24 protein-coding genes and 1 tRNA gene are annotated in these 25,108 nt (G+C 58.2%); 10 read left to right on the top strand and 15 right to left on the bottom strand.

Features of this window, described 5'->3' with window-relative positions:
* Window positions 1-59: 59 nt before the first annotated feature.
* The 4 genes from araD1 (at window position 60) to B195_RS09000 (ending at window position 5,634) form a co-directional block, all read left to right on the top strand.
* Window positions 60-1,058: an AraD1 family protein gene (gene araD1 / locus B195_RS09015; RefSeq protein WP_003447509.1), complete on the top strand. Its 999-nt coding sequence runs from the start codon at window positions 60-62 to the stop codon at window positions 1,056-1,058.
* Window positions 1,059-1,123: 65 nt separating this feature from the next.
* Entirely contained in the window at window positions 1,124-2,443 is a 1,320-nt protein-coding gene (locus B195_RS09010) for an MFS transporter (RefSeq protein ID WP_003447498.1), read from the top strand.
* A 28-nt stretch (window positions 2,444-2,471) separates the two neighbouring features.
* Window positions 2,472-4,028, top strand: a complete 1,557-nt coding sequence (locus B195_RS09005; RefSeq protein ID WP_003447496.1) for a UxaA family hydrolase — start codon at window positions 2,472-2,474, stop codon at window positions 4,026-4,028.
* A 46-nt stretch (window positions 4,029-4,074) separates the two neighbouring features.
* Complete coding sequence (locus tag B195_RS09000) at window positions 4,075-5,634, top strand: aldehyde dehydrogenase (NADP(+)) (protein ID WP_003447495.1); 1,560 nt, start codon at window positions 4,075-4,077, stop codon at window positions 5,632-5,634.
* A 730-nt stretch (window positions 5,635-6,364) separates the two neighbouring features.
* Here the strand turns inward: B195_RS09000 and B195_RS08995 are convergent.
* From B195_RS08995 to B195_RS08970, 6 genes are all read right to left on the bottom strand, one after another.
* Entirely contained in the window at window positions 6,365-7,423 is a 1,059-nt protein-coding gene (locus B195_RS08995; RefSeq protein ID WP_003447493.1) for a linear amide C-N hydrolase, read from the bottom strand.
* A 23-nt stretch (window positions 7,424-7,446) separates the two neighbouring features.
* Entirely contained in the window at window positions 7,447-8,196 is a 750-nt protein-coding gene (locus B195_RS08990) for a hypothetical protein (protein WP_238143954.1), read from the bottom strand.
* 183 nt (window positions 8,197-8,379) lie between these two features.
* Window positions 8,380-9,786: a cytosine permease gene (locus B195_RS08985; RefSeq protein ID WP_003447489.1), complete on the bottom strand. Its 1,407-nt coding sequence runs from the start codon at window positions 9,784-9,786 to the stop codon at window positions 8,380-8,382.
* A gap of 66 nt (window positions 9,787-9,852) precedes the next feature.
* Entirely contained in the window at window positions 9,853-11,694 is a 1,842-nt protein-coding gene (locus tag B195_RS08980; protein WP_003447483.1) for an amidohydrolase, read from the bottom strand.
* A 118-nt stretch (window positions 11,695-11,812) separates the two neighbouring features.
* A complete protein-coding gene (locus B195_RS08975; protein ID WP_003447481.1) occupies window positions 11,813-12,817 on the bottom strand; it encodes a helix-turn-helix transcriptional regulator in 1,005 nt (334 codons plus the stop codon).
* Window positions 12,818-12,948: 131 nt separating this feature from the next.
* Complete coding sequence (locus B195_RS08970; protein ID WP_003447473.1) at window positions 12,949-13,524, bottom strand: TetR/AcrR family transcriptional regulator; 576 nt, start codon at window positions 13,522-13,524, stop codon at window positions 12,949-12,951.
* Window positions 13,525-13,627: 103 nt separating this feature from the next.
* Here B195_RS08970 and B195_RS08965 point away from each other — a divergent pair, with 103 nt between their 5' ends.
* Window positions 13,628-15,118 carry an MFS transporter gene (locus B195_RS08965; RefSeq protein WP_003447472.1) on the top strand — a complete coding sequence of 497 codons (1,491 nt, stop codon included), beginning with the start codon at window positions 13,628-13,630 and terminating at the stop codon, window positions 15,116-15,118.
* Window positions 15,119-15,454: 336 nt separating this feature from the next.
* A tRNA-Gln gene (locus B195_RS08960) sits at window positions 15,455-15,529 on the top strand.
* A gap of 145 nt (window positions 15,530-15,674) precedes the next feature.
* Here B195_RS08960 and B195_RS08955 read toward each other — a convergent pair.
* Together B195_RS08955 and B195_RS08950 are read right to left on the bottom strand one after the other, a co-directional pair.
* Window positions 15,675-16,118: a hypothetical protein gene (locus B195_RS08955; RefSeq protein ID WP_037001978.1), complete on the bottom strand. Its 444-nt coding sequence runs from the start codon at window positions 16,116-16,118 to the stop codon at window positions 15,675-15,677.
* Window positions 16,075-17,490: a PLP-dependent aminotransferase family protein gene (locus B195_RS08950; protein WP_003447471.1), complete on the bottom strand. Its 1,416-nt coding sequence runs from the start codon at window positions 17,488-17,490 to the stop codon at window positions 16,075-16,077. Before B195_RS08950 ends, B195_RS08955 begins: the two co-directional genes overlap by 44 nt.
* A gap of 173 nt (window positions 17,491-17,663) precedes the next feature.
* Between B195_RS08950 and B195_RS08945 the strand changes: the two genes are divergently transcribed.
* Together B195_RS08945 and B195_RS08940 are read left to right on the top strand one after the other, a co-directional pair.
* A complete protein-coding gene (locus B195_RS08945) occupies window positions 17,664-18,437 on the top strand; it encodes a class II aldolase/adducin family protein (protein ID WP_003447470.1) in 774 nt (257 codons plus the stop codon).
* A 68-nt stretch (window positions 18,438-18,505) separates the two neighbouring features.
* A complete protein-coding gene (locus B195_RS08940) occupies window positions 18,506-19,540 on the top strand; it encodes an ABC transporter substrate-binding protein (protein WP_003447469.1) in 1,035 nt (344 codons plus the stop codon).
* Between the two features lie 762 nt (window positions 19,541-20,302).
* Here the strand turns inward: B195_RS08940 and B195_RS08935 are convergent.
* Both B195_RS08935 and B195_RS22855 read right to left on the bottom strand, forming a co-directional pair.
* Window positions 20,303-20,578: an ogr/Delta-like zinc finger family protein gene (locus B195_RS08935; RefSeq protein ID WP_003447468.1), complete on the bottom strand. Its 276-nt coding sequence runs from the start codon at window positions 20,576-20,578 to the stop codon at window positions 20,303-20,305.
* A gap of 204 nt (window positions 20,579-20,782) precedes the next feature.
* Entirely contained in the window at window positions 20,783-21,115 is a 333-nt protein-coding gene (locus B195_RS22855; RefSeq protein WP_148666171.1) for a hypothetical protein, read from the bottom strand.
* A 173-nt stretch (window positions 21,116-21,288) separates the two neighbouring features.
* Here B195_RS22855 and B195_RS08930 point away from each other — a divergent pair, with 173 nt between their 5' ends.
* Window positions 21,289-21,699 (top strand): helix-turn-helix domain-containing protein, encoded by a 411-nt coding sequence (locus B195_RS08930; RefSeq protein ID WP_003447467.1) that lies wholly within the window; start codon window positions 21,289-21,291, stop codon window positions 21,697-21,699.
* A gap of 124 nt (window positions 21,700-21,823) precedes the next feature.
* Here B195_RS08930 and B195_RS08925 read toward each other — a convergent pair whose 3' ends face one another.
* Complete coding sequence (locus tag B195_RS08925) at window positions 21,824-22,174, bottom strand: putative holin (protein ID WP_003447466.1); 351 nt, start codon at window positions 22,172-22,174, stop codon at window positions 21,824-21,826.
* 837 nt (window positions 22,175-23,011) lie between these two features.
* On the opposite strand from B195_RS08925, the gene B195_RS08920 reads away from it, so the two are divergent.
* Window positions 23,012-23,446 (top strand): DUF3757 domain-containing protein, encoded by a 435-nt coding sequence (locus B195_RS08920; RefSeq protein ID WP_003447465.1) that lies wholly within the window; start codon window positions 23,012-23,014, stop codon window positions 23,444-23,446.
* Window positions 23,447-23,546: 100 nt separating this feature from the next.
* On the opposite strand, the gene B195_RS08915 is transcribed toward B195_RS08920, so the two are convergent.
* The 4 genes from B195_RS08915 to B195_RS08900 all read right to left on the bottom strand — a co-directional run bounded on the left by B195_RS08915 (window position 23,547) and on the right by B195_RS08900 (window position 25,087).
* Entirely contained in the window at window positions 23,547-23,993 is a 447-nt protein-coding gene (locus tag B195_RS08915; protein ID WP_003447464.1) for a cupin domain-containing protein, read from the bottom strand.
* 286 nt (window positions 23,994-24,279) lie between these two features.
* Window positions 24,280-24,423 carry a hypothetical protein gene (locus tag B195_RS22920; RefSeq protein WP_156428451.1) on the bottom strand — a complete coding sequence of 48 codons (144 nt, stop codon included), beginning with the start codon at window positions 24,421-24,423 and terminating at the stop codon, window positions 24,280-24,282.
* A 152-nt stretch (window positions 24,424-24,575) separates the two neighbouring features.
* On the bottom strand, window positions 24,576-24,758 hold the full coding sequence (locus tag B195_RS08905; RefSeq protein ID WP_081481301.1) for a hypothetical protein: 183 nt from the start codon (window positions 24,756-24,758) through the stop codon (window positions 24,576-24,578).
* A gap of 11 nt (window positions 24,759-24,769) precedes the next feature.
* Window positions 24,770-25,087: a DUF2388 domain-containing protein gene (locus B195_RS08900; RefSeq protein ID WP_003447463.1), complete on the bottom strand. Its 318-nt coding sequence runs from the start codon at window positions 25,085-25,087 to the stop codon at window positions 24,770-24,772.
* Window positions 25,088-25,108 lie beyond the last annotated feature (21 nt).

Below are 25,108 nucleotides of genomic sequence, written 5' to 3'. Positions count from 1 at the left end.
TGAGCCCCAGAAGAGCCGTTACGGCTCGCCATAAAAATAACCTGCGAAGAGCTCACTCCATGCGTTTAATCCAGTTTGAAACCACCCGTGGCACACGACAGGTCGGTGTTATTGAAGGCGATGAAATCCATGTGGTGCGCGCCACCGACACTACCCGGGAGCTGGCGCTCAGCGCCATTGCCAAGGGCCACGGCCTGGTGGAAGAGGTGCTGGAGCGCGGCACCGAGCCAAGTCCCCACAGTTATCGCCAGACCTTGCTCGAAGGCCGGGTCTTGCCGCCGCTCGATCACCAGGACCCGGCCCATTGCCTGGTCAGCGGCACGGGCCTGACCCATCTGGGCAGCGCTTCGACCCGCGACAAAATGCACCAGAAAAACGCCGGCGAGCAGGCCGCCATGACCGATACCGCACGGATTTTCCAGTGGGGCATCGAAGGCGGACGCCCGCCTGCGGGCACCCCGGGGGTCCAGCCCGAGTGGTTCTACAAGGGCGACGGATCTATTGTGGTTCGCCCCGGCGCGGCCTTTGACACGCCGCCATTCGCCGAGGATGCCGGCGAAGAGCCCGAGTTGACCGGCCTGTATGTGATCGGCGAAGACGCCAAGCCGTACCGCGTCGGTTTTGCCCTGGGCAACGAATTTTCCGACCACGTCATGGAGCGCCGCAATTACCTGTACCTGGCCCACTCCAAGTTGCGTAACTGCAGCTACGGCCCGGAACTGCGGGTCGGTGAGCTGCCACGTCATCTGAGCGGGATGAGCCGCATCCTGCGGGGCGATGAGGTGATCTGGGAAAAAGAGTTTCTGAGCGGTGAGGACAACATGTGCCACAGCCTTGAAAACCTTGAATACCATCACTTCAAATATGCGCAATTCCTGCGCCCCGGCGATGTGCATGTGCACTTCTTCGGTACCGCCACCCTGTCCTTTGCCGACCAGATTCAGACCCGTGAAGGCGACCGGTTCGAAATTAGCATGGCCGAGTTTGGCGAGCCTTTGGTCAATGGTATCCAGGCCGGTGCTGCCGAGCTGCCCGCCGGCAAGGTAAAACCACTGTAAATCGCTTTGCGGGTCTGCCAAAAGACCCGCCTCGCTTGATAAAAAATATAAAAATCGAGACACGTATGAACCTCAAAACTTCAGCGCCTGCGTCGTCCACGCTGGCCGATCACGCGGATGCGTCGCGTCCAACCACCGTGCGCTGGCGCATATTCCTGATCCTGCTGCTGTTGTCGGCGATCAACTACATCGACCGCGCTTCGCTGTCGGTGGCGATGCCGCTGATTTCCGCCGAGTTTGAAATGACGCCGGCCCTGGAAGGCTTGATGCTCAGTGCGTTTTTTTGGTCGTACGCATTAATGCAGATCCCCGGCGGGATGCTGCTGGACCGCTTTCAAGTGCGCAATATCGTCGGTGTTGCCACCGTGGGCTGGGGCTTTTTTCAAGCCATTGCCGGTGGTGCCCACAGCTGGATCACGCTACTGGCCACCAGTATCGGCCTGGGCGTTGCCGAATCACCGATCATGCCCGCCGGCGCCAAGTTGAACGGCGCTTGGCTAACGCCTAACGAACGTGGACGCGGCGCGACCCTGGTGGACGGCGGAGCCCCCCTGGGAACCGCGTTCGGCGCCATCATCATCGCCGGGCTGATTACCTGGTTTGACTCCTGGCGGATTGCGTTCGTGATTGCCGGGGTCGGCACCATGATCGTCGGCGTCTGGGCCTGGTGGTACATCCGCAACAGCCCGGCCGAGCACCCCAAGGTCAACGCGGCCGAACTGGCTTACATCACCGACGCCAATGCCGAAGCGGCCCGCACCCACGGCGAACGCAAGGCCATTCTCAAGGACCTGCTCAAAAGCCGCTCGGTGCTGGCCATGTTTGCCGGGTATGCCTGCTACAACAGCGTGTTCTACGGCCTGTTGACCTGGATGCCGAGCTATCTGCACAAGGCCCACAACCTGGATATCAAGGCCATGGGCGGCGCCACGTTCCTGATTTTCATGTGCGGTTTTATCGGTGAAATCTTTGGCGGCTGGCTGGCGGACAAATGGAAAGACGCAGGCGGCGCGCCCAACAAGGTGATGCGTTGCATGTTCGGCGGTTCGGCGGCCATTGCCGCGCTGTGCATCCTGCTGGTGGCTTACACCCCGGACGCCGTCACCGTCATTTCCCTGCTCTGTGTGGCGCTGTTTTTTATCCGCTGGTGCGGTATGTACTGGTGCCTGCCGGCCATTCTGGGGGGCAAATCCAAAGCCGGAGTACTGGGTGGCAGCATGAACTTCTGCGGCAATATGGTCGGGGTTATCGTGCCCATCCTGATCGGCCTGATCGTGCAGTTCACCGGTTCGTATTTCCTGGCGCTGATCTTCTTTGTGGTCATGGCGTTCGGCCTGATGCTGTTTTCTTCCCTCATTGACTACCGTGAACGCGGACTGGCCTGAGCCACTGCGCTCCATTGGGGTAACCGTGATGCAACTGATAACTAAAACAGGCAGCGAAAATGCTGCCAATGCCGTGATCCGCCTCAATCCGCTGGACGATGTACTGATTGCCCGGCAGCCCATTCCACAGGGCCTGGTGCTGGAAGCTGAAGGGCTGGTGGCGTTGAACCCGATTCCTTCCGGGCACAAGATTGCGACCCGCACTATCGAACCCGGCCAGCCGCTGCGCCGCTACGGCCAGATCATTGGCTTCGCCAGCCAGCGGATCAAGGCCGGGGAGCATGTGCATGTGCACAACCTGGTGATGGGCGACTTCTCCCGCGATTACGCTTTTGGCGTCGACGCGCGCGGGGTCGGGCCCCAGACCAGCGACACCTTCATGGGCATAGTGCGGGCCGATGGCCGGGTCGCCACCCGCAACTACATCGGCATCCTGACTTCGGTTAACTGCTCGGCAACCGTGGCCAAGGCCATTGCCGATCATTTCCGTCGTGATATCAATCCCCAGGCCCTGATCGACTACCCCAATGTTGACGGGGTGGTTGCCCTGACCCACAGCTTCGGCTGTGCCGTGGACCCGGGCGGCGAAGCCCTGGCCATGTTGCGCCGCACCCTGGGCGGTTATGCGGTGCACCCCAATTTCGCATCGGTGCTGATGATCGGCCTGGGTTGCGAAACCAACCAGATCGCCGATTTGCTGACGGCCCAGGGCCTGGAAAAAGGCGAGTTCCTGCGCGCCTTTACCATCCAGGGCACGGGCGGCACCTCGAAAACCATCGCCAGCGGCATCGAGCAGGTCAAGTCCCTGCTGGCCCGGGCCAACCAGGTAGAACGCCAGCCCGTCAGCGCCAGCCACTTGATTATCGGCCTGCAATGCGGCGGCTCGGATGGCTACTCGGGCATCACCGCCAACCCGGCGCTGGGCAATGCGGTCGACCGGCTGGTGGCGGCAGGCGGTACCGCCATCCTGTCCGAAACCCCGGAAGTCTATGGCGCCGAGCATTTGCTCACCCGCCGCGCCGTCAGCCAGGAGGTGGGCGAAAAGCTGATCAAGCGCATCCACTGGTGGGAGGACTACTGCAAGCGGATGAACGCCGAGCTCAACAACAATCCGTCGGCGGGCAACAAGGCCGGAGGGTTGACCACCATTCTGGAAAAATCCCTGGGTGCGGTGGCCAAGGCAGGCTCCAGTGATCTGGTGGATGTTTATGAATATGCCGAAACAGTCCGCGCCCACGGCCTGGTGTTTATGGACACCCCGGGCTACGACCCGATTTCGGCCACCGGGCAAGTCGCTGGCGGCGCCAACCTGATCGCCTTTACCACAGGCCGGGGCTCGGCATACGGCTGTGCGCCCTCGCCTTCGATCAAGCTGGCGACCAATACCCGGCTCTGGGAAACCCAGGAAGAAGACATGGACGTGAACTGCGGCGGCATAGCCGATGGCAGCATGACCATCGAAGAACGCGGCGAATACATCTACCGCATGATGCTGCGCATTGCTTCGGGCGAGCGCAGCAAAAGCGAGCAGCACGGGTACGGTCAGAACGAATTTGTACCCTGGCAGATCGGGGCTATTACCTGAGTACACACCCCCTACAGGTTTCACCGATTCTATTGAGGACACACAGATGACACACATCAGCGGTCAAAATTTTATCGCCGGGCAGCGCTGCGCTGCCGGCACCGTACATTTGCAAAGCCTTGATGCCAGCACCGGCGAAGCATTGCCCTATACCTTTATCCAGGCCACCGAGGCCGAAGTCGATGCCGCAGCCATGGCTGCCAGCGCCGCATTCCCGGCGTTCCGTGGTTTACCGGCAAGCCGCCGGGCCGAGTTTCTGGAAGCCGTCGCCGATGAAATCGACGCCCTGGGGGATGATTTCGTGGCCATCGTGTGTCGTGAAACCGCCTTGCCTGCCGGGCGTATCCAGGGCGAGCGTGGCCGCACCAGCGGGCAAATGCGCCTGTTCGCCAGCGTACTGCGCCGGGGGGATTTTTACGGTGCCCGTATCGATCAGGCCCTGCCCGACCGCCAGCCCCTGCCCCGGGCAGATCTGCGCCAGTGGCGCATCGGGGTCGGCCCGGTAGCCGTGTTTGGCGCCAGCAATTTTCCGCTGGCATTCTCCACTGCCGGCGGCGATACCGCATCGGCCCTCGCAGCCGGTTGCCCGGTGGTGTTCAAGGCCCACAGCGGGCATATGGCGACTGCCGATCTGGTGGCCCAGGCCATTGAGCGCGCAGCCACCCGCACCGACATGCCGGCCGGGGTATTCAACATGATCTACGGCGCCGGTGTCGGCGCCACCCTGGTCAAGCATCCGGCGATTCAGGCCGTCGGCTTTACCGGGTCGCTGGCGGGCGGACGTGCCCTGTGTGACATGGCAGCGGCCAGGCCGCAGCCAATCCCGGTATTTGCCGAGATGTCGAGCATCAACCCGGTGTTGATGCTGCCCCGGGCCCTGGCTGCACGCGGCGAGAAACTGGCCCTGGAGCTGGGCGCTTCCGTGATGCAGGGTGCCGGCCAGTTCTGTACCAGCCCGGGTCTGGTGCTGGGTATCCGTTCCCCCGAGTTCAGTGGCTTTGTCGAAGCACTCAGCCAGTTTTTCACCAACCAGCCTGCGCAAACCCTACTCAATGCAGGCGGTTTGCACAGCTACAGCAAAGGCATCAAGCGCCTGGCAGAAGTGGCTGGCATCCGTCATCTCGCAGGCTCCGGGCAACACGGCAATCAGGCCAGCCCGCAGCTGTTCCAGGCCGATGCCAGCCTGTTGATCGACGGCGCCGAGGTGTTGCAGGAAGAAGTGTTCGGACCGACCACCGTAATTGTCGAAGTGGCAGACAAGGCCCAGTTGCTGCAGGCGTTGCATAGCCTGCATGGCCAACTGACTGCGACACTGATTGCCGAACCTGCGGACCTGCAGGCGTTCGCCGAGGTGGTGCCGGTGCTGGAGCAGAAGGCCGGACGCCTGCTGCTCAACGGCTACCCGACCGGCGTCGAAGTCTGTGACGCGATGGTCCACGGCGGGCCGTACCCGGCGACCTCCGATGCCCGCGGCACCTCGGTCGGCACCCTGGCCATTGACCGTTTTCTGCGCCCGGTGTGCTACCAGAACTACCCCGACAGCCTGCTGCCGGACGCGTTGAAAAACGCCAACCCATTGGGTATCCAGCAGTCTGGTCAACGGTGAAAGCAGCCGAAACCCGCTGGCTACCTGAGGGAGGGATGTTTTTTGCAGGAGCGAGCTTGCTGGCGATCCGCTAGCACCTCGCTCGTTCAGACAGACCGCAGTGATGCCATCGCTGGCAAGCCAGCTCCCACAAGATTGCCGCCGGCCACCACAAACCCCTGTAGGAGCGAGCTTGCTCGCGAGCCATTGGCACCTCGCTCGCTCAGCCAGACCGCAGTGATGTCATCGCTGGCAAGCCAGCTCCCACAAGATCCGCCAACCACCACAAACCCCTGTAGGAGCGAGCTTGCTCGCGATCCATTGGCACCTCGGTCGTTCCGCCAGACCGCAGTGATGCCATCGCTGGCAAGCCAGCTCCCACAAGATTGCTGCCAACCACCACAAATCCCTGTAGGAGCGAGCTTGCTCGCGATCCACTGGCACCTCGGTCGTTCCGCCAAACCGCAGAGATGCCATCGCTGGCAAGCCAGCTTCCACAAGATCTGCCAACCACCACAAACCCCTGTAGGAGCGAGCTTGCTCGCGGAGCCGCTGGCACCTCGCTCGTTCAGACAGACCGCAGTGATGTCATCGCTGGCAAGCCAGCTCCCATAAGATCCGCCGGCCACCACAAATTCCTGTAGGAGCGAGCTTGCTCGCGAGCTTCTCAAGATTGCCGCGTTCACATGGCATCAATATCGGCTCGATAAAAAGCTCGCGAGCAAGCTCGCTCCTACAGGGTCAGGTGTCCTCAGGCCCCTTCGAACTTGAAGGCCGGGGTCACTTGAAACCGGTTTGAAACTTCACCCGAGTAAATCGTGCTCTGGTCCGGCCCCAGGTCCAGTTTTTTTACCGCTCCCGTGGCTTTCGAAAAATCAATCCGGTTCAGGTCGACCCAGAACGTGTTGGGGCTGATCGCCGATTCAAAGAAGTACAACCCGCGCTTGTGGTCGATCACCGATCGCCAGCGGGTCGACGAGATGTTCGGCTCGCCGGGCGTGGTAATGCCGTAAGGCACCGAAACGTTCCTGATCACACTGAATACGCTGGCCAGTGAGGAGCGCGGGTCTTCGGATTTGGGCACGGCATTGACATAAAAGGATGCCCGCGCAAAACGGTCGGCCGAACGGTTGGTGCCGGGGAGCATTACCGTGCCGCCAATGGCTTGCCAGTACGCATTCATTGCCAGTTGCGCATCGAATGCTGGAGAGTTGGTCATCACTTGATAGCGTCGGTCATGGTGGATCACCTGCTTGCCATCGATGTATTCAATGATTGCACTGTCACCCGAGGCGTCAGACATCGAAAGATGCAGGGTGGCCAGACGACTTTCACCCGGCACCTGCGCAGTGACCACGGTGAAGGGCTCGGTTTCCAGCACCGCGACCGCTTCGGCAACACTGCTGAAATTATCCAGAACATACTGCGCCCAGGCCGCAATGCTCAGCCCGGGTTTGCCTTTATGCACCGGCGGATACTCGGACTCCACCAGCCACAGCAGGTTGGCCGAGAGCCCGGCTTCGTTCACCCCGTCGGTGGTGGAAATGTCATAGCCGGTGGCAATCACACTGCCGTATTTAGAGGTCCATTTCAGTGAGCCGGCGCCCACTTCTCCAGTTCGCTGCATGCCTTGCGGGAAGATCCACAGATTGGTCGCCACATCGGTTTTCCAGTCCATGGAGCGTGCCGTAATCACATTCTGGTTATCGCCCAGGTACACCAGGCGGGTGCAGGCATCGGCCACCGGTAGCGCCAGGCTAAAGCCTGCCAGTGCCAGCGCCAGGTATCGGGTTTGTTTGAGCAACTGCATTCCTTGGCCTCCTTGAAGATGGACTAAAACCGCATGGACAGGCCCAGCACCGGTCCGCGCTGGGTCACATCGTATTTGAACTTGTTGCCGGTGAAGTCGGTGGTCCGGTACTCCTGGGACAGCACCCGGTAACCGACGCGAATGATGGCGGGGTGATCAGCAACGTACATTCGGTAGCCCAGATATCCCTGGGCGTTCCAGGTTTTCTTCGAGGCTGTATCCATGCCGCCGATGTCGGCCTCACCGGAAAGGACCCAGCGATCAGTCAGGTCGACCTGAGTGCGCAAGCCCACAAATGGATCCGTCCACTCGGTTTTTTTGCTGATACTGAACCCCAGGGCGTTGACGTCCAGCTTTGTCGAGAGCTTGGTCCAGCGCAGGCCGACAGTGGGTTCCAGGCGCCAGGTGCGCGGCTCGGAAAAGACCGTTGCGCCCCCCAGCGCGTGTTCATACACCCGGTAGTACACACCGCCGGCAAGGGTGGTCTGGGTGATCGCCAGCCCGACCTTGCGCCCGTAGACCCTCTCGGACTGATCGGTTTTGGCATACACACCATCAAGGTAGAACCCCAGGGTGCGATTGGTCAGTTCCAGGTTGCCCATGAATACTGAGCTGAGGTTGTGCACGACCTCTGAGAACGGTACATCGACCCTGCTGTTGACCCCGCCCAGTGCCGCCTGCCCGTGCATGGACGGCGCCCACACAAACGGACTTGCCAGCAGCAGCCACTCTGGCCCGGCGGCTGTCGCCGCCGGGCCTTCACCATGGGCCATGTGCATGCAAGCCAACAGCGGCACAGCCACTGATGCAGACTTGAATGTCTGTCTTGTCAAAGGTTTGAGCCTCATTGCCTGTCGTCCCGATTGACCCGCTAGCGAATTGATCAATAGGTATAGCAAAGAAACTCACTGCAGCCTGTGCCCTGCGTCAAGGGCTGCGGGGGGCTGGCAGAGACGCTATTGAGGGATCACCGCAGGCACGGCGCGCACGGAAGTTCTGGCCAGCAGGTAATAGAGAATGCCTGGCACCACCAGCCCTACGATCCAGGAAATATCCACCCCGCCCAGCTGCGCAACCATCGGCCCCGAGTAGAAGTGACTGTCGACAAAGGGCAGCTGGATCAAGACACCTGCCACATACACGCTGATGCCCAAAACGTTCCAGCGACCATAGCGGCCCCGCGGGTCGGACAACGCCTTGAGGTCGTAGCGCCCCTTGTTGATGAAGTAGTAATCCACCAGGTTGATGGCGCTCCAGGGGGTAAAAAAGGTCAGCAGGAACAGGATGAAGTACTTGAAGGTATTTAAAAACGAGTCCTGCCCCAGCAACGCGAGGGTGGTCGACGCCGCGACAATCACCAGCACAAACAGCATGCGCTGGCGGGCAGTTATTTCCAGGTGGCTGCGCCAGCCGCTGATGATGGTGGCGATGCACATGAAGCTGCCGTAGGCGTTGAGAGTCGACACCGTGACCTTGCCGAAAACGATGCTCAGGTACAGCAATGAAGCCATCAAACCGCTACTGCCCAGTCCGACAATAGTGGCCACTTCATGACCACGAAAGTTGCTGCCCGCCAGTGCTGCGGCGAACACGCCGAGCACCATCGAAGCCTGGGCCCCCACTACAGTGCCCAGGCCCACGGCAGCAAAGGTTTTCCAGGACGACGTGGCGCTCGGCAGGTAGCGCGAGTAGTCCGCCACATAGGGACCGAAAGCGATCTGCCAGGAGGCCGAAAGTGACACCGCCAGCAGGAAAGATCCCCAGCTGAAGTGGCGATTTTCCAGCAACAGGCCGATATCGTGCAGCGTCATCAGCCGGGTAAACAGATAGGCGAAGGCAATGATCCCCAGCACGCTGGCCACCTTGCCAACGATGTGGATGACGCGATAACCGAAAATGGTCAGAAACGCGATACAGGCCGAAAAGATCAGGATCCCGGCGCTGTCACTGACATCGATCAACTGGGCAATGGCCTGCCCGGACAGTACCGCGCCAGTGGCGCTGAAGCCCAGGTACATCAGGCACACCAGCACTATCGGGATGGCAGCTCCGTAGACCCCGAACTGCACCCGGCTGGAGATCATCTGTGGCAAGCCCAGTCTGGGTCCTTGAGCGGCATGCAAAGCAACCACGGCTCCGCCAAACAGCTGACCGATAAACAAGCCGATCAACGACCAGAACACATCCCCGCCGAGTACTACGGCCAGAGCCCCGGTGACTATTGCGGTGATCTGCAGGTTGGCGCCGAGCCAGAGGGTGAACTGGCTATAGAGGCTGCCATGGCGCTCGGCCTCGGGAATGAAATTGATCGAGCGGGTTTCAATCAGCGGACTTCGCTGATGACTGACACTGGGATTGCTCATCAGGGTACTTCCTTTATTTTTTTTATTGGAAACGCTTGTTGCATGTTCTGCGCCCGGGCGCTGCCCTCACGGGGCAAGTGCAGCCCGGGACAACCCTTTCGGATCAAGGCCGGACGCATGTTCCTTGCGCCACACCACCTGGCCGCCGACAACGGTCATCAGCACTTGATTACGCGCCAGCTCCTGCTCGGGCACTTGCATGAAGTTTTTGTCCAGTACGATCAGGTCGGCGAATTTTCCCACCTCGAGCGAACCCAGGACCTTGTCCAGATTCAACTGTTGAGCGGCGTTGAAGGTAATGGCGCGAATCACCTCGGCGCGGGACAGCGCCGGCTCAGCGTTTAACTTGCCCGCGTATTCGGGACCGAAACTGTGGGGGTTCAGCGGATCACCCGAGCGGGTGACCCCGACCTTGAGTGCCAGGAACGGATCGAGAGGGTCTACCGGCCAGTCACTGCCGTAGGCAATACGCCCGCCGGCATTATGGATACTGCCGAAGGGCTCCATGCGTTCCAGACGCTCGGGGCCCAGATGATCGCCGGTACTGTCGAGCACCGACGGCGACTGCTGGGCCCACTGCAAAGACATGGTGGCCGTCACGTCGAGCGCCTTGAAACGCGGGTAGTCCGCAGGATCCACCGTCTCGGCGTGGGCGATAGCGGGCCTGAAAGCATTGTCCGGCAACTGCTGGCGCACGTACTGGAGACTGTTCAGAGCCTCACGTACGGCGCGCTCGCCAGTGGCATGCAAGTGCGGGTCGAGGCCGGCCCGGGCCGCCTGCAACAGTAAGGGGTCGAGCACTTGCCTGGGGAAGTACAGTTCCCCCAGGTTTTTACCGGGTGTCCATTCTGGTGCCGTATCGGAGCCGGCGTTATGCAAGTAAGGGGTCAGCAAGGCACCGGTGTCTGCGGGAGCGTTGATGATGCCATCCATGAACAGTTTGACATGACGCAGGCTCACCCCCGGCGTCACTTTGGTTTCACCCTGATCGTAGGCTGCAGCCAGTGACTTGACCCCGGCGATGGTTTTGACCGGGTCTGCAGCTGCAGCATGGGGGTCCAGCCTGATCGCCAGCAATGCCCGGGCGGTCAGCTCCCCCGAGTGCTGCAAGGTGGTAAAGGCTTTGCCATTTTCAGCGCCGGAGTAGGCATCCATAAAGCTGGTGATACCTTGCTCACGCATGGCATCGAGCGCTGCGCGGATCTGCTTGAGCTTTTGTGCATCAGTGACGGGGGGCACCACCGAAGCGACGATATTGGCAGCACCGTCTTCACAAATACCGGTCGGGTTGCCGGCCTTATCCCTGACGAACTTGCCATCTGCCGGGTTGGCCGTGTCCCGGTCGACCCCGGCCAGAGCCAGGCCACGGGAGTTGCTGAGCACCGTATGAAAGTCGGAGGAGCGCACCTGAATCGGGCGTTTGGTGTCGAGGGCATCCAGGGTCGATTTATCGGGATCGCCGTCAAGACCGACCATTGCCATTCGATCCCAGCTGCCGACTTCCAGCCACACATCGGGCCCCTTGTCCGCGCTGGCATCCAGGCACGCCTGGATCGCCGCCTGGAACATCGGGCGAGTCAGGGGCTGGTATTTCAAGTCACACAAGGTCAGGGCGCGCCCCCCATCCCCGGGGTGCATATGAGCATCGATAAAGCCCGGCATCAGCATGCGTCCCGCCAGATCGATCACCTGGGTCTGTTGGCCGATATACGAACTGACCCCCGCATCGTTACCCACATAAACGATCTTTCCACCTGCAACGGCGATCGCTTGCTGTACCGAGTCCTGACCATCAACGGTGTACACCTGACCGTTGCGCATCACCATGTCTGCCGGAGCAGTACTGCGGGTCTGACAGCCCACCAGTGCCAGAGTGGCAACAGCCATGAACAAGCCGGAAAACTTCAAGTGCCTCACCTCTGTTTTTATTGTGGGGTGCGAATCAGCTGCCACGCCCCGTGACAGGCAGGGCCCACCCTATAGAACGCAGAAACATTTCGAACCTCCACAAATGAGGAGGGTGAGGTCATGGGCTGCTGACAGCCACCGCCGGATTCAATCCAAGTGCCGCACCCAGTTCGACCTTGCTTTTAACCCCCAGCTGCAGATAGCTGTTGCGCAGATAGGTACGGACCGTCGCGGGGCTCAGCACCAGGATTCTGGCTATTTCCTTATAGGAATGACCTGCTGCGAACAGCAAGGCGACGGTTCGCTCCCGGGGCGCCAGTACCGAGGCCCGCGACGGCGCTGCAAGGGACAGAATGACGTGCTCTGCGTGGGGACTCAGGGTCAGCACCGAGCGGCCAAGGCGGATCACCGAGGGTGCCTGTTGCAGTTGCCTGCTTACCTGAGCGGGCAACACTGACCCTCTCCATCCGGGAAATTCACGCTCGATCACTGCACACAGGCGTGCTCCCACGTAATGCAAACTGCCGTCCAGGCGCGCAACGGCAAAATCACTCAGTCCGTCCTGGCTGTCGAAGCGGATCAGGTCTTGCACCTGAAAGCGCCACAGTTGCAGCAAATGCTCACAGAAGGCTGAAAACAGACTGCGCTCCATGGCGCAGAAAGCCGCGGCGGATGAACCACGGTACAGACAGACAAAAAACATCAAGCCGCTTTCGGGCAATTCAAAGCTGATACACATCACATGAAACAGATCATGGCGCCGCGCAAAGGCATCGACTTGCGCGCAGGGATCGGTAAAGCCGCTTTCACATATGACCTTACCGGGTTGACTCAATGTGTCGCGGGAAAAGCTGTCACTGCCTGCGCCCTTGTGCCATTCGCCGGCAAACGACTCGGGCAGGTCGATGCGCCCGTGCATCCAGGTTTGCGGAGGTACATCGAGGGCTGAGGTCGACATCTCGCCCCACCATGCACTGGCAAAAGGCACCACCTGGCGAAATGCCTGCAGGCCCTCTTGCATGAAGTGAGAACCGCCGCGGGTCCGGGCAAGTCGCCCCAGCTCAAGCAGGCAACTGTTGAACGCCAGGAGCCTGGTCATTTCCTGCTTGCTGCGCGTATCCATCGCTGAAATCCCAAGGGTTAGGTAGCCTTTCTCGACCTGCCCCCTGCAGGAGCGAGCTCATGGTTGCAGCATTGAAAAAAACTCGCGAGCAAGCTCGCTCCTACAGACAGGCCACGCCCTGTCAGTAGCGATCAGCAAGGATCGGTCTGTTCCGCGGGCGCTGTGCTGTCCGCTGCCAGCAATGTCTTGATGTCGGAAAAAATGCTTTGCCACTCGTCTTCTGTCATCGCCAGAAAGCCGAAGCTGCGCAGCAGGAAAGCACCTTCAGAGGCCAGGAATGCCAGGCGGGCCCGACGTCCATCTGCTGTCTGCGGGTCTGCCAGATTCATCCGCGCCCGGTACCAGTCACGGGTTGGCTGGCGCAGCGAGTCGACCCCGAGCAACGCCGTCATCATGCCTGCCGCCCGGTCTGCCTGCATGCCATCGGTGGCACGGGTGGCTGCGATGTGGGCAGCAATCAGCTGTATGCCCCCGGGCTCGTCTCCCGCCAGGCTGTGCACCTGATCATCGAACTCCAGGCTCCAGCGCTCATACATCGCCTGTATGAGGTTGTCCTTGGTGCCAAAACACGACTGCACCCCGCCTTTGCTGACTCCGGCAGCCTTGGCCACTTCGCCTATGGTCAGGCTGGCGATGCCCCCCTCGCGCACCAGCGCCTCTGCAGCGTCAAGCAGCTGGTTGCGATCAATAACGGAAGGTCTGGCCATTTGAAAATTCCCGAATTAGAATACGATCGCATTGTAATCAGTGGGCGTCACTCTTGATAGGCCCATCATGACCAATATTTGAACAGGATTTAACGGTGAAACCATGATGCATTCACAACGCTGGCTGATCCTGGCGATCATTTCCAGCGCCCTGTTTTTGATCGTTATCGACATGACCGTGCTCTATACCGCACTGCCGACTTTGACCCGGGAGCTGCAGGCATCGGCTTCGGAAAAGCTCTGGATCGTCAATTCCTACGCGCTGGTGGTGTCCGGCCTGCTGCTGGGTATGGGCACCCTGAGTGACCGCCTTGGCCATAAACGGCTGTTTATCGCTGGCCTGGCGATCTTCGGGGTGGCTTCGCTGTGCGCGGCATTCTCGCCCACGCCCGGGTGGTTGATCGCTGCCCGCTCGTTACTGGCGGTGGGGGCTGCGGTCATGATGCCTGCGACTCTCTCCATCATCCGCATGACCTTCACCGATGAGCGCGAGCGTTCGATGGCGATCGGTATCTGGGCCGCCGTGGCGTCAGGCGGTGCCGCATTCGGCCCGGTGCTCGGTGGCGCGTTGCTGGAATACTTCTGGTGGGGCTCGGTGTTTCTGATCAATGTGCCCATCGTGCTGGTCGCGCTGGTACTGGGCGTGATGTTGATTCCCGGGCACCCGGGCAACAGTAAAAAACGCTGGGATTTGTGGGGCTCGGTCCAGGTCATGATCGGCCTGATCGGTATCGCCTATGCCATTAAAGAGCTGGGTAAACGCGCTCCGTCGTTTGCTACGGCGGCGGTTGTGTTCGCGATTGGCCTGGCGTTCATGGTTTGGTTCGTTCGTCGTCAGCGCCATAAAGCCCAACCGATGATCGACTTCAAGATCTTCGACAACCCCGGGTTCACCGCAGCAGTGGCCTCGGCGATGGTTGCCACCACCGCGCTGATTGGTATGGAGCTGGTGTTCACCCAGCGTTTACAGCTGGTGATGGGCCTGTCGCCACTGCAGGCCGGGTTGTTCATTTTGCCTCTGCCGCTGGCCTCATTTGTCTCCGGGCCATTGACCGGGCACTGGCTGCAGCGCGTCGGTAGCCAGCGGATGCTGTTCTGGGCGCTGCTGGTATCGAGCATCGGCATGGCCGCTTACCTGCTGCTGTACAACGCCAATATCGGGGCACAAATCGCCAGCCTGATCGTGCTGGGACTGGGGCTGGGGGCAACCATGACCACCGCCTCAAGCACCATCATGAACAGTGCCTCTCAGGATCAGGCGGGGATGGCGGCCTCTATCGAGGAAGTGTCATTCGAACTGGGCGGCGCAATTGGTGTGACCCTGATGGGCAGCATCCTGTCGGCGGTCTACGCGGCCAGCATGGTGATTCCTGCCGGGATGCAGGTGCCGGCTATGGTCAGCGACAGTCTGGACGAAGCCCTGATCACGGCCGAGGCCATGACCACAGAATCGGCTGCCACCCTTTCGGCACTGGCCCGGGCTGCGTTTGACCAGGGGTTTGTTGCGGTACTGGCGGTATCCGCGCTGTTGCTGTTGGTGGCCGCCATCGTGGTGCGCCTGAAAACCACGGATCAGGTGCCAGTGAAGGCTTAGCCAGCCTTCACTCCTGTTGTTGGGGCCACCTTGCCGGGCTTTGAATCGCGGACAGATTTGCCGATGACACAAATCTGTCCGCGACCTTTAATCATCTGGCGCCGTGCCTGGAATATGGGTGCTGGACAGCGAATTGGCCCAATTTGATAGTAACCAGCTGTTTTTACGAGATTTTTTTCAATTAGTGCTTCCCATATGAAACAAATGTTGGTAAATTTCCGCGCATTGTTGAAGCGGGCCAAAAACAAGGTTCGCAACGACGGTAACCATCCTCTCGATGCCACTCGCAATGAGTGACCTCACAAGAGATCGATGGGCAGTAAATGCAGTTGATACAGGGGCGTCGCCAAGCGGTAAGGCAGCAGGTTTTGATCCTGCCATGCGTTGGTTCAAATCCAGCCGCCCCTGCCATTTACTTGATTCATCCACGTGTAATTCAGCCGTCAGGCGCTACACGTTTAAAAACCTCCCCCCCTTTTGATTTTCCGTTTCAAGCCGCCAGTCATCCCTGCGCGAAGCATAAACCGGTGCTTGCCGTTGCATATGGCGCGGGCCGCTAACCCCCCGGGGTGTCTATATCGGCGTCATGCCGGGGTTTGGGCTCGGGTTCGGATTTGAAATTCGGGCTGTACGGATTTTCTTCAGCTTCAGCGTTCGGCCTGGGTTTGTTTGGCACCTTTTGCGGACCTGCCGGATCGAGGGCCGGCCCGGACGGGTCCGGGGCAGCGGAGTCGGGTTCTGCACCCTTGCTTGCGGCACCCTGAGCAGTTGATCGCGGTACTTCTGGCACGTTAGTACCCATATCCACCTCCACATCTTTGGCTTGATCTTCATGACTCAAGGAATTGGAGCCCTGCCCTGCCCGATCGTGCTGGCGAATCGACGAGCGGGCAAACGTCGGCTCTCGCGGGTGATACTCGGTGCCAATGGCGCCCGCCAGCAGCGCCCCCGTCCGGTCAGCCGGCGCGGATTTCCCCCAGAAAGCGGTAGATCCGGTCATCCATGGAATGGGCCACGTTGAAGCGGATCCAGGGCACGACACGGGCATCGGGCATGAACAACTGCCCCGGGGCAAAGAGGATTTTTTCATCCCTGGCCTGCATCGCCAGAGCTGTGGAGTCTTCGATCTGCGGGTGCCGCGCCCACAGGAACAAGCCTGCGTAGGGCTCGACATAGGGCTCCATGCCGACACTGCGCAAACGCCGGCCAACCACCTCGTGGGCCTCGGCCAGACGGCTTTGCAGCTGTTTGACGTGTTTGCGATGGCGTCCCTGCAGCAGCACTTCGAGGGCCAGCTCTTCGGTGATTTGCGAGGTAGTCAGGCCACTGACCAGTTTCAGCGGCAGCAACTCGTCGATCAGCTCCTGGCGGGCAGCGATGAAGCCCACCCGCAATGCCGGCGCTATGGTCTTGGAAAAGCTGGCGATATAAATCACCCGCGACAGCTGATCCATACCTGCCAATGCCTGCTGGCCGCTAGGGTCCAGGTCGGCATAGATGTCATTTTCGACAATCAGGAAATCATGCTTGTGCGCCAGTAGCAGCAAGCGATGGGCGATGGCCAACGACAGGCTGGTACCGGTGGGACATTGCAGGCGGGTGTTGGTGAAAAACACCTTGGGCCGGTGCTGCACGATCAATTGCTCAAGCTGTTCCAGGTCGATGCCGTCACGGGTGCGCGGCACACCCAGCAGCCTGGCGCCTTGCAAATGCAAATTGAAAAACAGGTTGTGATAGCCCGGCTCGTCAACCAGCACCGGGTCGCCCCGCTGCACCAGGTAACGCACCACCAGATCCAGTGCATGACTGGCGCCGCCGGTCAGGATGATTTGTTCGGGGTGGGCCGCAATCCGGCTGTCGGCCAGTTTCTCCACCAGCCTGGCGCGCAGTTTCGCGCTGCCTTTGGCAATGCCGTAACCGGAAAAATCCCCGGGCGCGCTTCGGGCCAGCAACCGCAGGCTACGTTGCAGGCCATCGTCGTCCGCCCACTGTTCAGGCAGCAGACCGACCCCGGGACGCACCTCTGTACCCATCGGCTGGAAGGCCCGCTGCAATAACAGGTAAGCGTCGAAATCGAACTCACCGTGCGCATCCACATCCGCAGCCTCTGCCGGCGCCGCGCAAATAACGCTGTCCGCCAGTTCGCGCACGAAGAAACCGGCATTGGGCACCGCTTTCAACAAGCCCGCTGCCACCAGCCGGTCATAGGCCTCGACAACGGTGAAGTGGCTGACCTTATGGGATTGCGAGAGCTTGCGGATCGAGGGCAACTTGCTGCCCGGGCGTAACTGTTGCTGTTTGATCGCCAGACTGATGCCAGCAACGATCTGGCTAACCAGCGGCGCCTGCGAAGCGGAATCCAGGAACATCATGAGAACGTCCGTACAAGCAAGGTTTGGGCAGGCTGGTGTACTGGTAAAAAGACCATAACAGTGATGCCGTCATAAGGCCTGTTGTGTGTCTGGTCGCCAGCAGGGCACTACGTCAGGATCGGGGCATGGCCGATCGATTTATCGGCAGAACATACCACGAACCTGGAACCGCCATGCACGATACCCCCCTGCAAATCGACCGCAGCCAGATCAGCGCACAAGAGTGGCAAACCCGTTGTGACCTGGCAGCGCTCTACCGCCTGCTCGCGCATTTGCGCATGACCGATCTGATCGACACCCACATCTCCGCCAGGGTTCCAGGTGAGCACGACCACTTCCTGATCAATTGCTATGGGGTGCTGTTCCACGAAATGCGCGCCTCGGATCTGATCAAAATCGATCATCAAGGCAATGTCCTCGATCCCTGGCGCGGGGCCGACAGTGTCAACCGTGCCGGCTTCAATATTCATTCGGCGATCCATGGGGCGCGCCCGGATATCGATTGCGTGGTGCACACCCATACCTCGGCAGGTATCGCCGTATCCGCCCAGGAAAACGGCTTGTTGCCGATCAGCCAGCATGCCCTGAAGTTCTACCGGCGCCTGGCTTACCATGATTATGAGGGCATCTCTTTGAACCCCGATGAACGCGCCAGGCTGGTGGCCGACCTGGGACCGCACATGGCGATGATCCTGCGCAACCACGGGCTGCTGGCGGCCGGACGCAGCATCGCTGAAGCCTTCAACCAGATCTACTTCCTGGAACGCGCTTGCCAGGCCCAGGTGCAGGCACTGGCCGGTGGACAGGCATTGCGCTTGCCCTCAGAGGCCGTATGCGAATTGACCGCGCAACAGTCCGATGACGAAATCGACCAGCAGCTGCACCAACTTGCCTGGACCTCGGCCCTGCGTCTCATCGCCGGTGACCCGGTGGATTATCGCACCTGAGCGGCGAGCGCCAGACACCGCCATTGATTCTTCTACATCTGCCAAAACCAACAATCCTAGAGGTAGACATGAAAAGCAAAGCCATTGGAACCCTGTTGCTCGCCGTCGTGGCGTCGAGTGCCATGGCCAGCGAAATAACCGTGATTTCGTTCGGCGGCGTCAGCAAGGATGTGCAGTCGCAAGCCTTCTACAAACCCTTTGAAAAAGCCACCGGCAACCAACTGATAGCCGGGGAATACAACGGCGAAATGGGCCGGATCAAGGTCATGGTCGATACCGACAGCGTCAACTGGGACGTGGTTCAGGTCGAAGCACCGGAACTGATTCGCGGTTGCGATGAAGGCATGTTCGAGCCACTGGATGCCGCGCAACTGGGCAAGGCCGAAGACTTCGTGCCCGGCACATTCTCGGAATGCGGTGCCGGCTTGCTGGTCTGGTCCATGGCTATGGCTTACAACAGCGACAAACTGAGTGCTACGCCCACTGGCTGGAAGGATTTCTGGGATGTGCAGAAGTTTCCCGGCAAGCGCAGCCTGCGCAAAGGAGCCAAGTACACCCTGGAAATCGCCTTGATGGCCGATGGCGTGGACTATGCCGATATCTATAAAGTACTTGGCAGCAAAGAAGGTGTGGATCGCGCATTCCGCAAACTGGATCAGATCAAGTCCCAGCTTCAATGGTGGGAAGCAGGCGCGCAGCCAATGCAGTTCCTGGCCAGCGGTGATGTGGTCATGAGCACCGCCTTCAATGGTCGCGTGTTCTCGGCCCAGGAATCCGGAGCCCCGGTCAAGATCGTCTGGAACGGCAGCATCTATGCCATCGACTCCTGGGCTATCCCAAAAGGCAGCAAGAACAAGGCCGTCGCGGAGCAGTTCATCAGTTTCTCCTTGCGCCCGGAAAACCAGAAGATCCATACCGCGACCCTGGGTTATGGTTCGACCAGTCTGCATACCGCAGCCCTACTTGATCCCGCCCTGGCAGCACGCCTGAACACTGCCCCGTCAAACCTGGCGCAGGCAATGCCCATGAACAATGGATTCTGGGTCGATCATGGCGAAGAGCTGGAACAGCGCTTCAACGCCTGGGTGGCTAAAACCCACTGATCCCGCGACGCTGCCCCGCCAGCTCGGCATGTCGGTCAAACGGCAGAGCGGAGTTCCAAAGCCAGGCATCTGATCGACCCGGGAAAGGGCCGGTCAGACTGGCAATATCCACTGCAGCGCGGGGATGAACCGATCCCCCCCCATAAACAGCACAGCTTGCCCAAGCAGGTGTAGTCAGTAGCCCTACGCTACGTTGAGGCATGCCAAGTGTTATCTCCACGTTGAGGAGCAGACAACACAGGGCAGTTACTGCCTGCGCACCCGCGGGATAACCTTAAACGTCTTTCAATATAAAAAGAGTCAATTAAAAAACGTTAGACAATAAACATACAAGGGTATCTGTTGCGAGTCCCATCATTGCGGCATGGCATGATGCCCAAGCACTTGCGAAGTAAAAATGTATCGCCAACTGCAGGCCAGGCCCTTACGAAAGACAAGGCATTACGAAGCAAGAAAAATGGTCGAGCAGTAGGCGCGCGCAGGCCTGACAGATTCAAAAATTCTGGAGTGGTGTACAACCTGCTGCATATAGCATTATACAAGCGTCGCTATAGAGTAGAGGTATTTTTAATACCGCTAATTCATCTCTACGACTGGAGAGAGGGACGGATAAGCACTCCATATCCCGCTGCAATAAGGACGCCCCATAGAGTGGATAGTTTGAAGGGCGCCCATTGAATGGATAGTTTGAGTTACACAGGGAAAGCAGCGCCTGATGCCGCTGTTTCCACCTCGCTGCCAGGTCAAGGTTTTGCTATTGATCTAACTCGTCTTTTTATTGCCTCTTGGAAGAGGCGCCTCAGGCTTCATTGCTGTACGACGAAGCGCACCGTCTGCGATGGGTAGCTTGACGGAAGGATTGGCCATACCACTTGGACTCATCTCGTGGGTCATTTCAAACTCGGCCCTGACCGACCATCCGCAGCCCTCAAACACGCATTGCAGATAGGCAATGCGCAAAAAAATATGTCGCCCTTCGCTAGTACGTATGCGCATTTTGTTGGAACAATGGGGGCAAACCAGTTTATAGGCACTCATATTCAAAAATCCATATTGAAGAAATAATTATTGGTCGCGGCTGAAGCTCTAATTAGGAATCAAACTTATTGGTAATAACACACCTTGCTACCCCCCCACAGCAGTTCCCATCAACACACCTGCTAAACTGCACATGACTTTCCCGCCCCACGGAGCAAAATCCAGACACCCCATACCCTAGCCTCCAAACCACTTAGTTATTGATCACTTGATGACACCTGATCCGATTAAACATCGGCATTGACCGAAACAACCCGGAACTTGATTTTGCAAGTATCGCTTGATACGTTCAGCGCTATCCACACCACCACTAAACAACCATTTTAAATCGCGCACAGTCACCAAAGTTTGACGAAGCGCAACAAACCCGAAAACAACACTGACCATCCATCCAGAGCCAGGCACTGCTGTAAAGAAATCCATCTTATACAAATGAGTTTTTAGGAGTTTTCTTATTGTGTTTTTTGCAGTTTCGGCAGCATACATAACAAAAGGTATTTTATTTCGCTCGACACAACACTTCGCTTTAGTACTCACAGACTATTGAACCTCTACTTATAGCGTCCCTGCTATCCTTGTTGTGTAAGCACTGACCAACCATCTCGACGATAGTGCTTGTGCATGCGCTCGCGCTTGCTAAATACCGTGTAGTCCTTAGTAATATCAAAGCTACATGCCCAATTGAGATTATGTCAAGGAAGGAGCCCCAAATGGGTATTGAAAATAGAATTAGATTAGCAATCGAACTGAGTAACCTGTCGCTTAAGGATGCTGCGATGTTATGTGAAATCCCCTATAGCTCGCTACAAAATTGGGTCAGTGGCGCACGGGACCCGCGGTCAGATGCTTTGATATCTTTAGCGTCCCATTTGGGAGTATCGATTGACTGGCTACTCACCGGACAAGGCCCTATCCGGCGTACCCACACCCCGGAGAGCGCTGTGCTGGAGTCGCGCTTAAGTCCCGCAGAAGATTCTCTAATTACCCTGTTCCGCTCTGTAAATGAAGATGATCGTCTGCATATAAAAAACATTATTCTGGAGCGCAAACGCTTTCGAGAACTGGAACAGCGTATACATGATATCGATAGGCTGTTGTCTAACCACATAACCAGCAACTAACCCGGGCACAGATTGAATGTATTCATGCTGCAGGCCTGTCAATAGTGTATTGCGGCGCTTCAGTAATCAGGCGTTTTGAAACACCGGGAAAAGCAACGGATCTCGCTGCGCATCATGCTGGATTTTATCGCCCTCCTCGCAGCCGCTTGATGAGTTCAGGGAGGTCCGCTTGCCTCACCCAGACATTCACCTTGATCCCGATGGGAACCACAATCAAGGCACAACCGAATGCAGCACCTCCAGCGGTGAATACGGGAGCGATTTCCATGGCCATCGGTGCAAATATATAACCGGCCCCTGCTGATAAAAAAAGAGTGGTGAGACGCTGCCTGATACTGGAATTCCTTTTGCCGCTCATAATTAGCCAGGCTCCTAGCGCTGCACCAATCATGACCTCGATATCTATTCCCGATACTATGCATCCGCAGCACCTGGCACTGAGTTCAACCAGCTCCTTGAATGAAGATTCATCCATTATGAAATACTCCTGAGGCCAAATCTTTTCGAGACCATCTAAAGCTCGTAACTTTCTCGCAAACACCCAACATCCTGGATCGAACATTCTATTTTCAGACCCGGAGCACATTATTCAGGCGCACATTAATATCCCTCTTGAAACCTGTAAAACCAATAGAAAAAAGCATGCTTTAAAAGCCTGACCGGGGCAATGTTGCAAAACTGTAAAAGCGTCGACCACAAGAGCCTGACCGCCGGCCGGCAAAACTCACACCCGTGAAGAACGAGACCGGGCCAACGCGTCAGTACCCTGTGGGGATTGCTACTTCTTACACGATAGGCACGGGCACTATGCCTGTTTACCCCGCTGTCCAAAGAACGGACGCTTCTCGGCGTCGACATTAATAGCTGGCGCGCCTCCGGCAGTTCCTGCCCATGCCCATGAACCTCGAGCCGGCACCCGACTTTAGACAAATGCTGTGGGTTGGGCGCTCGACTCTAACTGCAGCCGAATCTTACGCAGTAACAAATTCCGGCGCTGATTGAGAGCCTGCCCGCCCCGCTAATCCCCCCCCAAATGTCCCGACATATTTGCCCCTTACGAAGTGCCCCCTCCAAACCCCGTGGCAATGGGAGTTGTACAGTCGCACTTTACAAATGCGATGTCTGACACAGGGCCCTGGCCAAGTGTATGGTCAATGACAACTCAGCAACACGAACTTCTTGTTAGCAGGCACCTGCCTGCCTTTAATTGAATGTATCGAATACACACCCCACAAACAGGCTTACTCAATCAACCTGTAACAGCCAGTGCTATTCAACAACTCGCCTGTACAGGTAGCCAAGGAATATCATCGTGAAACCCTATTTAACACTTACTACCCTAGCGTCACTTATGGCGATCGCCACAACTTCCCAAGCCTTGGAAAATTGCCCTGAAGTTTCAGAGATAGAACAAATCGCCCCCGGTATTTATCGCGCAAACGGGGAGCATGGAGAGTGGTCTGGGGTTCTCCAGGGCGTCGCAGCGAAAACAGCACCTGTGCAGTACTTCGAAATGGCGCTTGCCATTCAGGAGCAACAGCCCGCCCCCCAATACTTTCAGTACTGCACCTACGGCCTTGGCGATCAGAACCTGCTCGACCTGCGATTTCTGGCAAAAAATGAAAGTGACTTCAACATAAAAACTGAAGGCGACACCTGGAAAAAAGAGCACGGCCCTTTCGGTATCATCTACCACGTGTGCGAGAACACCGCACCGCAAGACTGCAAGTTCTCTCTCATTCAATAATGCAGTTTCAGCTGTTGCAGAGCCTGCAAAGTGGCAGCAAACCTGCCTGCTGAAGTGGCGAGCAGGTCTGCGGTGATTTAGCGGGCTCCCGGGCTTGAGTTCACTGCGCCGATCCGTCCTGCGGCGTGCCCGAACTGGCGGGCCTGGACAACTTAAGGCCCGGTACTGCCGCATAAAACATAAGAAGCTCCACACCGCGGTCGCCTGTCATGCCACGATGAACAATATCAACAGACTCTGCCATTACAGCACCTTGGGTAAACAATCGCTGCTTGCCAGTCGCTCGTATCTCTACCCTGAACTCACCCGATAATACGTATACCGCCATAGGGCAAGGATGGGTGTGCCAATCCATTATGGAGTTGGCCGGTATCCGGGTAATTGCCAGCGTTAACTCCGGCGTCCCCTCAGGATAAGCGATATAAGGCGTGCCCTCCCAGGACGAACTGGACCTGAGTAAAACTTCACTTGTTACCCCCTCTTTGGCAATCGTGGTACAGCAATCGAATATGGGCGGGATTGCTTCGCCCGTGTGAGATTTCTTCATGATTTTGATCCCGCGCGGATAAGAATGAAGTAGGGATCTGCCTTGCCAAGTCGCTAGATCCAGCTTTCTCAATAATGAGTAATTCTCACCGGCGGTAGCCTAGACCATGAATGTGGATCCGAGGCTAAATGATCAGGACGCCCCCGGGATCACGGCGGAACGCGAATCCGGGCCGTTAAATGTCCAGGCGCACTGTAGGGAGGGAGTGTCGTTTTTACAGTCGGAACCAGGCTGACGGGATGCATAGAGCCCGGCATAAAGGTCGGGCTTTTTAACTACACAAATCTCAGGCGGGAAACCCCAGGGAATCGCGCATCCGGTACCAACTGATTGCCAGTGCAGCCCCCAGTTGGCGGGCGATGTACAGCGGCCGGTTTCCGAGCCCCATGCGCCTGATGGTGCACATGCCGGTCGGTCGTCGTATCCCCATGTACGGCTCATCGACGGCGCGCGCCCAGGGGTCGATGATTCGGACGGGGTTTAAATCAAGCACCGCCAAGGGTGAACGGCTAACTGAGAAGGCGGGGGTTTTGGCAGCGCTCTTGAGCCACTGGCACTTCTCAGTTACGCATGGCCACTTTATTAATTCTTTACCCGAGAGGACGCGGCATTGGCTTTTTTTAGCCGTTCAATACGACTTTTTTTGGCGTAATCGTCACGGGCTTGTGCAGCACCCCCCACTGCTTGAATCCAGTCTCTGGTCGTGCAACCTGAAAGACTGGCAGTCAACATAAGGACGCCGGCAAGTAAAATCTTGAGTTTCATGGACACGCCCCCTACTCAGATACCGATAGCAGCAATAAACCTGTGGCCAGTTCCATATCACTGACACCCCGGGCAGATTCAGACGCCCGCAGCGCATTGATTGACGCCTCCAGGTAAGGGCCGCGGATAGCACCATCGCTTGCCACAAAAGAACTCGCATCACCCAGTAATGACGTGTTCAGTTTGTTGTCCCTGGACGTGAGATAGGTTGTTCCTCCGGACGTACTGGAGATGAGTGTTTCAAGCCAAAAATCATTCATGGCCATTGCCGAACTGGAAAATGTTGCCAGTGCGCAAACCGTCATGACCTTAACCCATGCATTGCTCATGTAGACTCTCATCATTTAATA

The sequence above is a fragment of the Pseudomonas sp. Lz4W genome (assembly GCF_000346225.2).
Taxonomy (GTDB): domain Bacteria; phylum Pseudomonadota; class Gammaproteobacteria; order Pseudomonadales; family Pseudomonadaceae; genus Aquipseudomonas; species Aquipseudomonas paraversuta.
This window is presented reverse-complemented; position numbering and strand designations above follow the sequence as displayed.

Bases quoted from the DNA above. Each gene is read 5' to 3' on its own strand.
- B195_RS08970 (WP_003447473.1), bottom strand. From the start codon at position 13,524: ATGGCCAGACCTTCCGTTATTGATCGCAACCAGCTGCTTGACGCTGCA.
- araD1 (WP_003447509.1), top strand. From the start codon at position 60: ATGCGTTTAATCCAGTTTGAAACCACCCGTGGCACACGACAGGTCGGT.
- B195_RS08940 (WP_003447469.1), top strand. From the start codon at position 18,506: ATGAAAAGCAAAGCCATTGGAACCCTGTTGCTCGCCGTCGTGGCGTCG.
- B195_RS08950 (WP_003447471.1), bottom strand. From the start codon at position 17,490: ATGATGTTCCTGGATTCCGCTTCGCAGGCGCCGCTGGTTAGCCAGATC.
- B195_RS08990 (WP_238143954.1), bottom strand. From the start codon at position 8,196: ATGGCCCATGGTGAAGGCCCGGCGGCGACAGCCGCCGGGCCAGAGTGG.
- B195_RS08995 (WP_003447493.1), bottom strand. From the start codon at position 7,423: ATGCAGTTGCTCAAACAAACCCGATACCTGGCGCTGGCACTGGCAGGC.
- B195_RS08930 (WP_003447467.1), top strand. From the start codon at position 21,289: ATGGGTATTGAAAATAGAATTAGATTAGCAATCGAACTGAGTAACCTG.
- B195_RS08965 (WP_003447472.1), top strand. From the start codon at position 13,628: ATGATGCATTCACAACGCTGGCTGATCCTGGCGATCATTTCCAGCGCC.
- B195_RS09005 (WP_003447496.1), top strand. From the start codon at position 2,472: ATGCAACTGATAACTAAAACAGGCAGCGAAAATGCTGCCAATGCCGTG.
- B195_RS08915 (WP_003447464.1), bottom strand. From the start codon at position 23,993: ATGAAGAAATCTCACACGGGCGAAGCAATCCCGCCCATATTCGATTGC.
- B195_RS08935 (WP_003447468.1), bottom strand. From the start codon at position 20,578: ATGAGTGCCTATAAACTGGTTTGCCCCCATTGTTCCAACAAAATGCGC.
- B195_RS08985 (WP_003447489.1), bottom strand. From the start codon at position 9,786: ATGAGCAATCCCAGTGTCAGTCATCAGCGAAGTCCGCTGATTGAAACC.
- B195_RS08925 (WP_003447466.1), bottom strand. From the start codon at position 22,174: ATGGATGAATCTTCATTCAAGGAGCTGGTTGAACTCAGTGCCAGGTGC.
- B195_RS22920 (WP_156428451.1), bottom strand. From the start codon at position 24,423: ATGGGGATACGACGACCGACCGGCATGTGCACCATCAGGCGCATGGGG.
- B195_RS08900 (WP_003447463.1), bottom strand. From the start codon at position 25,087: ATGAGCAATGCATGGGTTAAGGTCATGACGGTTTGCGCACTGGCAACA.
- B195_RS08905 (WP_081481301.1), bottom strand. From the start codon at position 24,758: ATGAAACTCAAGATTTTACTTGCCGGCGTCCTTATGTTGACTGCCAGT.
- B195_RS08955 (WP_037001978.1), bottom strand. From the start codon at position 16,118: ATGACCGGATCTACCGCTTTCTGGGGGAAATCCGCGCCGGCTGACCGG.
- B195_RS08975 (WP_003447481.1), bottom strand. From the start codon at position 12,817: ATGGATACGCGCAGCAAGCAGGAAATGACCAGGCTCCTGGCGTTCAAC.
- B195_RS08945 (WP_003447470.1), top strand. From the start codon at position 17,664: ATGCACGATACCCCCCTGCAAATCGACCGCAGCCAGATCAGCGCACAA.
- B195_RS09010 (WP_003447498.1), top strand. From the start codon at position 1,124: ATGAACCTCAAAACTTCAGCGCCTGCGTCGTCCACGCTGGCCGATCAC.
- B195_RS09000 (WP_003447495.1), top strand. From the start codon at position 4,075: ATGACACACATCAGCGGTCAAAATTTTATCGCCGGGCAGCGCTGCGCT.